Source organism: Duganella sp. CT11-25 (genome assembly GCF_047302815.1).
Lineage (GTDB): Bacteria > Pseudomonadota > Gammaproteobacteria > Burkholderiales > Burkholderiaceae_D > Rugamonas.
The window spans coordinates 347,470-360,591 of sequence record NZ_JBKBFD010000001.1 but is presented as its reverse complement, the minus strand read 5'-3'; the positions used below and the strand labels follow the sequence as shown (position 1 = coordinate 360,591).

Sequence of the window (13,122 nt, the reverse complement as noted above, 5' to 3'; positions counted from 1 at the left end):
ACTGTATTGGTAAGTATCAGTTATTTCCGGGCCGCTCCGGCGGGTGTCCGGCGTGCTATGATTTTCCGCTCTGTGACTAGAGGCGGAAACTTCGGTATGTGGATCGTTCAAATCGCCCTCCGGCGGCCCTACACCTTCATCGTGATGGCGCTGCTGATCCTGCTGTCGACGCCGCTCGCCCTGACCAAGATGGCGACCGATATCTTCCCGGAAATCGATATCCCGGTGATCAGCGTCATCTGGCAGTACAGCGGCCTGCCGGCGCAGGAGATGGGGCAGCGCATCGCCGCCACCACCGAGCGCAGCATGACCACCACCGTCAACGATATCGAGCATATCGAGTCGCAGTCGCTGGCCGGCTCCACCGTCATCAAGATTTTCTTCCAGCCGAACGCCAATATCCAGGCCGCGCTGGCGCAGGTCGTGGCCGCCGCGCAGTCGCAGGTCAAGCAGCTGCCGCCGGGGATCACGCCGCCGCTGATCATCAAGTATTCCGCCTCCAGCATTCCGGTGATCCAGCTCGGCCTGTCGAGCGCCACGCTGACCGAGCAATCGATGTTCGACACCGCCGTCAACTTCCTGCGGCCGCAACTGGTCACCATCCCCGGCGCGGCCGTGCCCTACCCCTACGGCGGCAAGTCGCGGCTGGTGTCGGTCGACCTCGACCTGAAGGCGCTGCAGTCCAAGGGCATGACGCCGACCGACGTCGTCACCGCCATCGGCGCGCAAAACCTGATCCTGCCATCCGGTACCGCCAAGATCGGCATCACCGAATACAACGTCGCCATGAACGGCTCGCCGGACACCATCGCGGGGCTGAACCAGATCCCGGTGCTGAGCAAGAGCGGCACCACCACCTATCTGTCCGAAGTGGCGCGGGTGCGCGACGGCTTTTCGCCGCAGACCAACATCGTGCGCCAGAACGGCGAGCGCGGCGTGCTGCTGTCGGTGCTGAAGAACGGCGGCTCGTCGACGCTGGACATCGTCAACACGCTCAAGGCCCTACTGCCGCAGGCCATGCAGTCGCTGCCGAAGGAACTGACGATCACCCCGCTGTTCGACCAGTCGCTGTTCGTCAAGGCCGCCATCAGCGGCGTGATTCATGAAGCCGTGATCGCCGCCGCGCTGACCGCCGCCATGATCCTGCTGTTCCTCGGGAACTGGCGCAGCACCTGCATCATCGCGGTGTCGATCCCGCTATCCATCCTGTCGTCGATCCTGATGCTCTACATGCTGGGCGAGACCATCAACATCATGACGCTGGGCGGCCTGGCGCTGGCGGTCGGCATCCTGGTCGACGACGCCACCGTCACCATCGAGAACATCGAGCGCCACCTGCACCAGCGCTCCGACCTGCACCAGGCCATCATGGAGGGCGCGGGCGAGATCGCCATCCCGGCGCTGGTGTCGACGCTGTGCATCTGCATCGTGTTCGTGCCGATGTTCTTCCTGACCGGCGTGGCGCGCTACCTGTTCGTGCCGCTGGCCGAGGCGGTGGTGTTCGCGATGATCGCCTCCTACATCCTGTCGCGCACCCTGGTGCCGACCATGGTCATGATGATGATGGACCATGCGCCGCAAGCGGCCGGCGCGAAACCGAGCATGCTGCAGCGCGTGTACCAGCGCTTCGACGCCGGCTTCGAGCGCTTCCGCGGCGGCTACATCATCATCCTGTCCTCGCTGCTGACGCACCGCAAGCGCTTCGGCGGCGCCTTCCTGCTGTTCTGCGTGCTGTCGCTGGGCCTGGTCTTCACGCTGGGCCGCGACTTCTTCCCGTCCGTCGATTCCGGCCAGATCCGCCTGCACATGCGCATGCCGACCGGCACCCGCATCGAGGAGACCGCGCGCGTCACCGACGAAGTGGAAAAGGTCATCCGCCAGGTGATCCCCAAGCGCGACCTGCAAACCATCCTCGACAACCTCGGCACGCCGTACAGCAGCATCAACCTCTCGTACAGCAACGCCGGCACCATCGGCACGCTGGATGCGGAAATCCTGCTGTCGCTGCACGCGGGGCATGAGCCGTCGCAAACCTATATCGACCGGCTGCGGCGCGAGCTGCCGCAGCGCTTCCCCGGCGTGGAGTTCTTCTTCCAGCCGGCCGACATCGTCACGCAGATCCTCAACTTCGGCCAGCCGGCGGCGGTGGATATCCAGATCGCCGGCAAGGACCTGGCCAGCAATTACCAGATCGCCTCGGCGCTGATGAAGCAGGTCAAGCAGGTGCCGGGCGCGGTCGACGTGCATATCCACCAGCGCATGGACTTGCCGACCCTGGGCCTGAAGATGGACCGCGCCCAGATCAAGCAACTGGGCCTGAATCCGGCCGACCTGACGCAGAACCTGCTGGTCTCGCTGTCGGGCAGCTCGCAGACGCAGCCGGCGTTCTGGCTCAATCCAAGCAACGGCGTGGTGTACAACGTCGCGGTGCAGACGCCGCAATACCGCATCGACGATCTCGACGCGCTGCTGCGCATTCCGGTGCGCGCTGGCGGCACGCCGGGCGCGGCCGGCGACGGCACCGGCGCCACCCAGCAGCTCAGCAGCCTGGTGACGGTGGAGCCGACGGTGCAGCCGGCCATCGTCTCGCACTACAACCTGACGCCGGTGATCGACATCTTCGTCAGCGTCGAGGGCCGCGACCTCGGCTCGACCTCGGCCCAGATCCAGAAGCTGGTCGACGACATGGGCCAGAAGCTGCCGCGCGGCAGCAAGATCAATGTGCGCGGCCAGGTCGAGACCATGCACTCGTCCTTCAAGGGCCTGGGCATCGGCCTGCTGATGGCGATCGTGCTGGTCTACCTGCTGATCGTGGTGAACTTCCAGTCGTGGGTGGACGCCTTCATCATCGTCACCGCGCTGCCGGCCGCCCTGGCGGGCATCGCCTGGATGCTGTTCCTGACCGGGACCACGCTCAGCGTGCCGGCGCTGACCGGCGCCATCATGACCATGGGCGTGGCCACCGCGAACTCGATCCTGATGGTGTCGTTCGCGCGCCAGCGTCTCAACGACGGCCTGCCGCCGCTGTCGGCCGCGCTGGAAGCGGGCGCCACCCGCATCCGGCCGGTGCTGATGACGGCGCTGGCCATGATCATCGGCATGGTGCCGATGGCGATCGGCTTCGGCGAGGGCGCCGAGCAGAACGCGCCTTTGGGCCGCGCCGTGATCGGCGGTCTGCTGTTCGCCACCGTCTCCACCTTGCTGTTTGTGCCGATCGTGTTTGCCGGCGTCCACCGCTACCTTGAACACCGTGCCGCGCGCCGCGCGCCATCCATGCCTGCTGTCGCAGAGGGGAATATCTGATATGTCCGAAAATCGTCACGCCGTGCTCGGCATCCATAGCGCTCCCGAAGATGGCTCGCCGGAGCACCATCACCATCATCCGCGCCGCGGCCCCATCCTCAAGCGCGCCAGGCTGGCCGGCGCGGTCGCCGTCGCCCTGCTGCTGCTGGGCGGCGCCGCCGTGCTGCTGCAGCGCGTGGTGCGGGCCAATGCGCTGACCGCGTCGACCGCGGAGCTCAACCAGCAGTTCGTGGTGACCACCAACGCCACGCCGGCCAAGGGCGGCCAGCCGCTGTCGCTGCCCGGCACGCTGCAGGGGATCATCGAATCGCCGATCTACGCGCGCAGCAGCGGCTACGTGCTGCGCTGGACCAAGGACATCGGCAGCCGCGTCAACAAGGGCGACGTGCTGGCGGAAATCGACACGCCGGAAGTCGACCAGCAGCTGTCGCAGGCGGTCGCCGCGCGCCAGCAGGCCGCCTCCAGCCTGGAGCTGGCGAAAAGCTCGGCCGAGCGCTGGGAAGCGTTGCGCAAGAAGGACGCCGTGACGCAGCAGGAACTCAATGAGCGCAGCAGCGCCTATACGCAGGCGCAGGCCAACCTGGCGGCGGCCGAGGCCAATGTGCGGCGCCTGCAAAAGACCGAGGAATTCAAGCGCGTGCTGGCGCCGTTCTCCGGCGTCGTCACCAGCCGCTCGGTGGATGTCGGCGACTTGATCAACGGCGGCAACGGCGGCGCCGGCAACGCGCTGTTCCGCCTGGCGCAGGTGGACACGCTGCGGGTGTACGTGTATGTGCCGCAGGCTTATGCGCAACGCATCAAGGCCGGCGACAAGGTCGACGTGACGCAGGCCGAACTGCCGGGCCAGAAGTTCAGCGGTTCCGTGGTGCGCACCGCCGGCGCCATCGACGCCGCCACCCGCACCATGCAGATCGAGGTCAACCTGCCGAACCAGGACAATACGCTGCTGGCCGGCGCCTATGTGCAGGTGTCGCTGCCGGTCAGCGGCAGCGCCAACGCGCTGCTGGTGCCGTCCAATGTGCTGCTGTTCCGGCCCGAAGGTCCGCGCGTGGCGGTGGTCGGCGCCGGCGGCAAGGTCACGCTGCGGACCGTGGCGCTGGGCCATGACCTGGGCAACAAGATCGAGATCCTCGACGGCGTGACGGCGGCGCAATCGCTGGTGGTCAATCCGGCCGACTCGCTGGCCGACGGCGACGTGGTGCAGGTCAAGCAGCAGAAGGTGGCCGCCCAATGACCACCCTGTTCCGCCTGGCCGCGCTGGGCGCGGCACTGCTGCTGGCCGCTTGCGCCGGCGCGCCGGCCTATGAAAAACCCGCCATCGACATGCCGGCCATGTGGCAGTCCGCCGGCGCCTTCAAAACCGCCGCTCCCGGCGACGCCGGGCTCAAGGGCGACTGGTGGGAAGTGTTCCGCGACCAGCAGTTGAACCAGCTGGCGCGGCAGGTATTGACGCGCAACCAGAGCCTGGCCGGCGCCGCCGCGCGGCTGGAACAGGCGCGCGCGCAGGTGACCGTCAGCTCGTCCGGGCTGTTCCCGCAGGCGGGCCTGCAGGCCGGCGCCGCGCGCCAGAAGACCTCGGCCAACCGCCCGCTGTCCTCGTATAACACCACCAACCAGTCGGTGGTGCAGAACAATTACCAGCTGGGCTTTGCGGTCAACTACGAGGCCGACCTGTTCGGCCGCGTGCGCAGCGGCGTGCAAGGCGCGCAGGCGGTGGCCGAACAGGCGGCGGCGGATGTCGAGAACGTGCGCCTGGTGCTGGTGTCCGAGCTGGCCGCCGACTACTTCAACCTGCGCGAGCTGGACGCGGAAATCGACGTGCTCAGCCAGGGCATCGTGCTGCAGCAGAAGGCCTACGACTTCATCGACGCCCGCCATGAACTGGGCGCGGCCACCGGCCTCGACCTGGCGCAGCAGCAATCGCTGCTGGACGCCAGCAAGACCCAGCTGGAACTGCTGCGCAGCCAGCGCGCCCAGTTCGAGCACGCGATCGCCACGCTGACCGGCACGCCGGCGCCCTCCTTCAAGCTGGCGCCGGCGGTGCTGGCGCTGACGCCGCCCGCGCTGCCGGTCGGCCTGCCGTCGGACGTGCTGCAGCGGCGGCCCGACATCGCCGCCGCCGAGCGCGCGGTGGCGGCGGCCAACGCCAATATCGGCGTCGCCCGCGCCGCCTGGTTCCCGAGCCTGACGCTGCAGACCAGCGGCGGCTGGGACAGCAACCAGATGGGCAGGCTGCTCGACGCGCCCAGCCTGCTGTGGTCGCTGGGCGCCGCGCTGACGCAAACCCTGTTCGACGCCGGCAAGAGCGACGCCACCGTCGCCATCGCCAAGGCCGGCTACACCGGCGCCGTGGCCAACTACCGCCAGAGCGTGCTGACGGCGATGCAGGAGGTCGAGGACGGCGCCGAAAGCCTGGCCACGCTGCAGCGCGCCCACGCGCTGTCCGAAGCCAGCGTGCGCAGCGCGCAGCGCGTGCTGGAACTGGCCACCGACCGCTACACCGGCGGCGTCGAAACCTACTTCGACGTCATCACGGCGCAGCAGACGCTGCTCAACAACCAGCGCCTCGCCGTGCAGCTGCGCGGCAAGCAGATGGTCGGCTCGGTCTACCTGGTCAAGGCGCTGGGCGGCGGCTGGCACGCCGCCCAGCCCATCGAGTAAGCGGCGCTACCAGCCGATATCCTTCAACAGCGGGAAGGTCAGGTCGAACGGCGGCTTGACCTCGTGCGTCAGGTCGCCGTTGATGGCCGGCTCCATCAGCTGGTTGGGCGTGGCGCTGGTGTCGTAGTGCGACACCGACGATCCCGGCTGGTTGGGGTTGGGCGCATACATCAGCACCCTGCCCATGGCGTCGGCGCCGGCCCGCACGGCCAGGTTCACGCCCAGGGTGGCGTACATGCCCGAGTGCGTGCGGGTGCGCCTGGCGATCGCCGCCTTCAGCGCGATGCCGTCCGCCAGCGTGATGCGCACGGCCGGTATGACGATGCGCGGCTCGGCGCCGCCCAGACCCGGCGGCGGCGCGCTGGCCACATTGTCGACCACGACAGCGCCGATGGCGCCGGCGTCCTGCAGGTTGAGCACCTTGACCGTGAACCCGCAAACGCCGCGGTCGACCAGCGCGATCTTGCCCTGCACCGCCCTGGCGTTGATCGGGGACAGCGGCGCGCAGGCCAGGCCCAGCTCCGGCGGCGTGTCGACCACCGGCATCACCTCGCCGGTGATGCCGGGACTGCTCAACGGCGGCCCGAAGCTGGCCGTGCCGACCTGGAGCACGCCCGCCACGCCGGGCGGCGACAGCATGGTCAAGATGGGCGTGCCCGCTTGCAGCACGGCCTGCGCGGCGCCGTTGACCTCGGCGCCGTTCCACACCAGCCGGCCCGACTTGACGGCCGACGCGGCGCGCTCGGCGTCGGTCATGTCCTTCCACAACTTGCCGGTGCCGGTATCCAGCAGGAAGTAGTCCCAGATGCTGGGCACGTCCGCCAGCATTGCGCCGGTCTGGTCGTCGGTATAGGTCTGGAAGCCCAGGCCGTGGGCGAATTCGTGCAGCAGCACCGTGACCAGGTCGGTGTTGGCGCCGTGCAAGTTGTCCAGCCCGAGATAGAACGGCGAACCGGTGAAGCAGCCCGGCTGCCCCAGGTTGACGTTGAAGCGGGCGAGGATGTCGGGCACGCCGGGGTCGGCGTCGAAGCCGAGCAGCTTGTTGGTCTGCGCCTTGCCGAACAGGGTGTTGGCGTGCGGCGCGCCGGGAAAGTTGTAGAACACTTCCAGCGCGCCGGCGCTGCCCAGCACGGCGGCCGTGTCGTTGCATGGCAGCGCCGCCCAGATCGCCAGCACCCGGATGGGCACGCTACTGTCCAGCGTTGCGCCCCACTTGCTGGCCGCCGCCTGGAACACATTGAGCCGCTGCGCGCCCAGCGTGGTACCGGTGTTGCCGCCGACCGGCGCCACCGGCGTGGAATCGTTGAAGCCGACACCGGCCGGGTCGCCGTTGACGATGGTGATGGTGGCGGCCGCCCAGCCGGCGGAAGAGGACAGCATGGTCACCGCCGCGAGGATGGCAGTCAGGTGATTTTTCATTTTTGCTCTCCCTCGACGGCGTCCCGGCGCGGCTCGCAGGTTTCGCTGACCGTGCCGTCGGCCGCCTTGCGCGCGATCGCGTAGCGGGCATGGCTCTCGTCCAGCATGATCCCGAAGCCGCCGTGCGGCGGACGGGTGATCTGCGGCCTGGCGGCCCTCGGCCTGGCGATGGCCGCGGACGGGGCGGTCAGCGCCGCCGCCTGCTCGGCGGTCGGCTTGCTCAAGCGGCCGGTGACGGGATCCTTGTACCCCATGAAGCCGCCCGGCGGCATCGATGGCCGGAGCGGTGTCGGCGCTTCCTGCGCCACCACCTTCACATGGGGGAAGGTCATGACACCATCGGGCGCCGCCTGCGCCGCGGCGCCGCACAGGGACAAGCCGGCGCAAGCCAGCCAGCGCGCGGCCAGCAGGCGCCGGCGGCGCGCGCGCAGCAAGGCCACGCCCCCGATCAGCACCAGCGCCATGGTGCCGGGCTCCGGTATCGCGGCAGCGTCGACGCTGACCGAGTCGATGCCGACATAGTTGCCGTTGACGCTGGTGTCATCGACGACATAGCGGAAGGCGAAGCGTCCGCTGGACGGCGCCGCCAGGCCGTTGATGGTCGCCGAGCGGCTCATCCAGCCGGTGTCGACATCCGAGCTGAAGCACGACAGCAAGGAAAAGTCGCCGATATCGGCGCTGGCGCCGTTGTTGCTGAAATAGACTTCGACGCGGTCGACCGCGCCCTCGCCCAGCAGGCGCAGCGAAAAATTCAGCGACTCGCCATTGACCAAGGCCAGCTCCGGCGTGATCAGCCAGTTGCTGACGGCGCCGCCGAAGCCGGCGTTGTTGAAGTTGGCCGCGAGGTAGGAATCAGCGGCACCCGCCGCCGCCGGGAAAAAACCTGGAACGCCCTGGAACCAGCCGGTGCTGCCCGGCGGTGTGCTGTGGTTGGTCAACACCCAGCCGCTGCCAGGCAGCGTGCCGATGTCGTTGAAGCCTTCCGTCAACAAAGGCGCGCCGCATGCGGCGCTGCTGGCGACGGCCGCAAGCAGCCCCGCCAGATGTTTAGTCAGGTTCATTTTTAACCTCATGATGAAAACGTCAATCGGAATAACCAGCGGTACGGCTCAACTTGCTTTGATTAGACCAATTGCTGAGCAGCCCGGTTCCATGAGGATGGGAGTAAGAGTTACTCAGGTTTGACGGGGATCACGGGCGGCTTATTCTTTTCCTTCAGCAGGACGACCATCAGCGCGGTGACCAGCGGATCGGGCGGCGCCGCCGTCGCCAATTGCGCGGCCAGCAGGCCGGCCGCCGCCGGTCTGGCACCAATCGACGGCCTCAGTCCAGCGTGGTGTCGATGCGCAGACCGGCCTTCAGCGTCAGGGTCACCGGCGTCTTTTCGGCGATCTCCGCCATGCGGGCCTTTTGCCCGGCATCGACGCCGCCGGCGATGGTCAGCGTGCGCTTGACCAGCAAGGCGCCGTCGTCGCCGTGCGTCAGGTGCAGCGCCACGGCCACCGAGTCCACCGGCCACTGCTTGCGGTCGGCGTACATGCGCAGCGTGATCGCGGTGCAGGCGCCCAACCCGGCCAGCAGGAAGTCGTAGGGCGCCGGGCCGGTGTCGGCGCCGCCGTTGCGTTCCGGCTCGTCGCCGGCCAGCACGTGGCCGCTGACCTCGATCCGGGTGTGGTAAGTGTCTCTGCCGATATGCGCAACGCCGCGTGCCATGTGCCGCTCCAGTCTGTGTAGGGCGCTTATTTTATCCCGGCCGGCGTCGGGGAAGAGAAGCGATTGCGGTATTCCGAAGGAGAGACCCCGAGGTTGCGCTGGAAGGTTGTGCGCATGCGGTCTTCGTCGCCGAAGCCGCACAGACCGGCGATCTGGTCGATATTGCGCTCCGAATCCTCCAGCAGCCGGCGCGCCGCTTCCAGCCGAAAGATCTCGACCGCCTTGGCCGGCGTGCGGCCGGTCTTTTCCTTGTAGACGCGGGCGAAATTGCGCGGGCTCATGCTGGCGCGCACGGCCAGCGCCTCGACCGTCAGCGCATCGCTGCCGAGGTTGTCCGTGATCCACAGGTGCAGCTCATCGAACACCTCGCCATCCTTGAGCTGCGCCTGCAGCAGCGTGCTGAACTGCGCCTGCCCGCCCGGCCGCTTGACGAACACCACCAGGTCGCGCGCCACCTCCAGCGCCACCTGCCGCCCGCAATCGGCTTCCACCAGGGCCAGCGACAGGTCGATGCCGGCCGTCACGCCGGCCGAAGTCCAGACATTGCCTTGGCGCACGAAGATGGCATCGCGGTCGATTTCCACCGTCGGATGCAGCTGCACCAGCCGCTCCGACATGGCCCAGTGCGTGGCCGCGCGCCGGCCGTCCAGCAGCCCCGCCTGCGCCAGCATGAAGGCGCCGCTGCACACCGAGGCGGTGCGGCGCGCCTTGGCCGACGCCGCCTGCAGCCAGGCGATCAAGCGCTGCGAGTGTTCGATCGCCTGCTCGATATGCGGCGAACCGGGGACGATGATGGTGTCGATATCGGCATCGGCGAAATCGGCCAGCGGCAAGGTGTGCATGGGCACGCCCTCCAGCGTCGGCACCGCCCCGCCATCCAGGCTGACGGTATGGCGCTCGTATGCGCGCCGCCAGCGAGCGGCTGGCGCTCCAGAACACGGTTTGCGGGCCGGCCATGTCCAGCATGCACATGCCGGGAAAGGCCACGAACAGCATCAGCTTCCTGCTGTGCAGCGTGCTTGGCGGATTTTGCGGGGTGCTGGTGCCGGTCAGCGGCAAGGAGCGGCTCGGCGCGGTCCGCATCACCAGCTGGCTGAACCGCTGATCGAGGCATCGCGGGAACGCCGGCGCCCCCCCCCTCCCCTCCGCCCACCATGAAACCCATCGCGCCGCCGCCCGTCTCCCTGCTCGACAAGTACTGGGGAACCGAGGTCGAACCGCTCTACTCCACCACCGTGCGGGTCACCGGCGGCGAAGCCGGCCATGCGCGCGCCTCCGGCCTGGCCCGCTCGGACGACGGCAACCTGGACCCGCAACTGCGGCTGCCGAAGGAACTGGGCGGCGAAGGCGGCGGCACCAATCCCGAGCAATTGTTCGCCGCCGGCTACGCGGCCTGCTTCCATGGCGCCATGAGCCTGCTGGCCGCCAAGGCCGGGCTCGACATCCTCGACGCGGCGGTCGACGTGACCGTGGTGTTCGCCCGCGATCCGATGGACGGCCTGTTCCTGCTGACGGCCGACATCCACATCCGGCTGCCCCGGCTGGCGCAGGCGTCGGCCGAGGAACTGGTGCGCAATACCGAGCGCTTTTGTCCTTATACCAAGATGGCGCGCAGCGGCATCGGCAGCCGCACCACCGTCATCGGCCTTACACACGTTTCAGCCAGGTAAAGTATTGTAAATGGCAACTATTCCACCCGGGGCATGCCTGTAAAATAGCGGCACCTCAACGACGAATAAGACGGCGCTGCCCCGGCGGCCCGCCAAGCCATGCAAAAGATACTCCTGACCTGCCTCACCGGCGGCTCGCTGCTCGCCGCACCGCTCGCCCAAGCCCAAGTTCAAGCCACCCCGGAAAAAGCCGATGCAAAACCGACAACTTCGGCCAAGCCCAGGGAGGCGGCCGTGGTGCCGTCGGTGACGGTGGCCGGCGAACGTCCGACCAACCGCATCGACCGCCAGGTCTACGACGTCAAGTCCGATGTCTCCAGCACCAACGGCACGGCGGCCGACGCGCTGAACAACGTGCCGTCGGTGGCGGTCGATCCGGACGGCACGGTCTCGCTGCGCGGCAGCACCAATGTGCAGATCCTGGTGGACGGCAAGCCGTCGGCCATGCTGCAGGGTGATAACCGCGGCGCGGCGCTGCAGGCCATGGCGGCCGACGATATCGAATCGGTCGAGGTCATCAATAATCCCGGCGCGCAGTTCGGCAACGAGGCCGGCGGCGGCCCGATCCTGAACCTGGTGATGCGCCGCAACCGCAAGCCGGGCGGCTTCGCCACCGTCAACGGCAACGGCGGCACGGCCGGCCGCTACAACAGCGCCGTCAACGGCACCTACAACGAAGGCGCCTGGGGCTTCCAGGGCAGCGCCAACGTGCGCCACGACGGCCGCAACTCGACCGCCGAAGTCACGCGCGACCGCCTCGATCCGGTCACCGGCGAATTCGTGCACAGCAGCCAGTCGTCGGTCGGCGCCGGCCTGAACGACATGGCCGGCGTGAACGGCACCGTCAGCTACAACCTCAATCCGAGCGACACGCTGACCGGCAGCGCCAACTACAACGGCCGCACCAACGACCAGCGCGCCAGCGACCACTACATCAACGGCGCCACCGCCTTCATTCCGGCCAACGACTACGTGCGCAGCACCACCCGCAGCGGCGACAGCAAGAACTTCAGCTGGGGCGGCCGCTACGACCACAAGGGCGAACTGCCGGGCGAAACGCTGAAGATCGACCTGCGCGTCTCGGCCTCCGAGAACGACAGCACCAGCGCCTACGCCAACGACTACGCCAACGAAGGCATGGCCGACACCCGCGCCGCCCAGTACAACAACAACAGCACCCGCATCGTCGACTTCACCGGCGACTACGAACGTCCGCTGGCGGGCGGCTCGCTCAAGGCCGGCTACAAGGCGGCCACCAACACCACCACCTTCGACACGCTGTACACCGACATCGACCCGGTGACCGGCATGGCCACCGTCAACGCCGGCCGCAGCAACCAGTACGAGCTGGAAGAAACCACGCTGGCGCTGTACGGTTCCTACCAGATGCGCCTGAGCGACCGCTGGGGCGCGCTGGCCGGCCTGCGCGCCGAGTACACCGACATGGACATCCAGCAGATCACCGGCAATGTCGAGGCCAAGAACAACTACATCAACTACATCCCGAGCTTCTTCGCCACCTACAAGGCGACCGAGACGGCCAACATCCGCTTCGCCTACGCGCGCCGGATCCGCCGCCCGAACGCCAACGACCTGAATCCGTACGTGACCTACCGCGACGAATTCAACGTCTCGTCCGGCAATCCGAACCTGAAGCCGACCAAGACCGATTCCTTCGAGGTCGGCTACGAGACCAAGATGTACGGCCTCGAAACCAACCTGCGCGGCTACTACCGCCGCGACACCGACGCCATCGTCGACTTCCGCACCTTCATCGCCAACAACGTGCTGCTGACCACCAAGCAGAACGGCGAAGGCAGCCATTCGAGCGGGCTGGAATTCACGGTCAGCGGCAAGCTGACGCCGTCGCTGACCTTGAACACCAGCGGCAACCTGGCGCGCAGCCAGCAGACCACGCAGGACGACACCGGCGCGCTGATCACGCGCACCGCCAACTCGCTGAGCGGCCGCGCACGCCTGAACTACCAGTACGACGCGGCCAACCAGATCCAGATGGCGCTGCAGATGATGGGCAAGACGCTGTCGGGCCAGGGCTACCGCTCGCCCAACCACACGTTCAACATGAGCTGGCGCCACAACGTGACGCCGCAACTGAGCCTGGTGGCCAACGTCACCGACCTGTTCAACACCAACAAGATGGAAACGGTCATCAACAGCGCCACGCTGCGCGAGACCAGCACCCGCCACTTCGACGGCCGCGTGTTCTACGTCGGCCTGTCCTACCGCTTCGGCGGCGCGTCGTCGTCGCAGGAATCGAACGAACCGAGGTTCGGTCCGGGCCGCGGCCCAGGCGGTCCCGGCGGCCCAGGCGGCCCGCCACCGGGCGCCTAAAAAA

Annotated in this window: 10 protein-coding genes; 6 read left to right on the top strand and 4 right to left on the bottom strand. The window is 67.8% G+C overall.

Going from position 1 to position 13,122, the window contains the following annotated elements; translation table 11 throughout:
- Positions 1-96 precede the first annotated feature (96 nt).
- Genes ACEN9F_RS01430 through ACEN9F_RS01420 form a run of 3 tightly spaced genes read left to right on the top strand, consistent with a single transcriptional unit; the run spans position 97 to position 5,964 of the window.
- Positions 97-3,303, top strand: a complete 3,207-nt coding sequence (locus ACEN9F_RS01430; RefSeq protein ID WP_413417092.1) for an efflux RND transporter permease subunit — start codon at positions 97-99, stop codon at positions 3,301-3,303.
- 1 nt (position 3,304) lies between these two features.
- Positions 3,305-4,537, top strand: coding sequence for an efflux RND transporter periplasmic adaptor subunit (locus ACEN9F_RS01425; RefSeq protein WP_413417090.1), 1,233 nt, complete (start codon positions 3,305-3,307; stop codon positions 4,535-4,537).
- On the top strand, positions 4,534-5,964 hold the full coding sequence (locus ACEN9F_RS01420; protein ID WP_413417088.1) for an efflux transporter outer membrane subunit: 1,431 nt from the start codon (positions 4,534-4,536) through the stop codon (positions 5,962-5,964). The genes ACEN9F_RS01425 and ACEN9F_RS01420 overlap by 4 nt, the downstream gene beginning before the upstream one ends.
- 6 nt (positions 5,965-5,970) lie before the next feature.
- On the opposite strand, the gene ACEN9F_RS01415 is transcribed toward ACEN9F_RS01420, so the two are convergent.
- From ACEN9F_RS01415 to ACEN9F_RS01400, 4 genes are all read right to left on the bottom strand, one after another.
- The gene (locus ACEN9F_RS01415; protein WP_413417086.1) at positions 5,971-7,383 is read right to left on the bottom strand and encodes a PA domain-containing protein; all 1,413 of its coding nucleotides are present in this window, start codon (positions 7,381-7,383) and stop codon (positions 5,971-5,973) included.
- Positions 7,380-8,444: a choice-of-anchor J domain-containing protein gene (locus ACEN9F_RS01410; protein WP_413417084.1), complete on the bottom strand. Its 1,065-nt coding sequence runs from the start codon at positions 8,442-8,444 to the stop codon at positions 7,380-7,382. Before ACEN9F_RS01410 ends, ACEN9F_RS01415 begins: the two co-directional genes overlap by 4 nt.
- Positions 8,445-8,706: 262 nt before the next feature.
- The gene (locus ACEN9F_RS01405) at positions 8,707-9,096 is read right to left on the bottom strand and encodes an OsmC family protein (protein ID WP_413417082.1); all 390 of its coding nucleotides are present in this window, start codon (positions 9,094-9,096) and stop codon (positions 8,707-8,709) included.
- Positions 9,097-9,122: 26 nt separating this feature from the next.
- Complete coding sequence (locus ACEN9F_RS01400) at positions 9,123-9,962, bottom strand: GlxA family transcriptional regulator (RefSeq protein ID WP_413417080.1); 840 nt, start codon at positions 9,960-9,962, stop codon at positions 9,123-9,125.
- Positions 9,963-9,997: 35 nt separating this feature from the next.
- Between ACEN9F_RS01400 and ACEN9F_RS01395 the strand changes: the two genes are divergently transcribed.
- The 3 genes from ACEN9F_RS01395 to ACEN9F_RS01385 all read left to right on the top strand — a co-directional run bounded on the left by ACEN9F_RS01395 (position 9,998) and on the right by ACEN9F_RS01385 (position 13,118).
- The gene (locus ACEN9F_RS01395) at positions 9,998-10,201 is read left to right on the top strand and encodes a hypothetical protein (RefSeq protein ID WP_413417078.1); all 204 of its coding nucleotides are present in this window, start codon (positions 9,998-10,000) and stop codon (positions 10,199-10,201) included.
- 49 nt (positions 10,202-10,250) lie between these two features.
- A complete protein-coding gene (locus ACEN9F_RS01390) occupies positions 10,251-10,766 on the top strand; it encodes an Ohr family peroxiredoxin (RefSeq protein ID WP_413417076.1) in 516 nt (171 codons plus the stop codon).
- Positions 10,767-10,865: 99 nt separating this feature from the next.
- Positions 10,866-13,118, top strand: a complete 2,253-nt coding sequence (locus tag ACEN9F_RS01385; RefSeq protein ID WP_413417074.1) for a TonB-dependent receptor domain-containing protein — start codon at positions 10,866-10,868, stop codon at positions 13,116-13,118.
- Positions 13,119-13,122 lie beyond the last annotated feature (4 nt).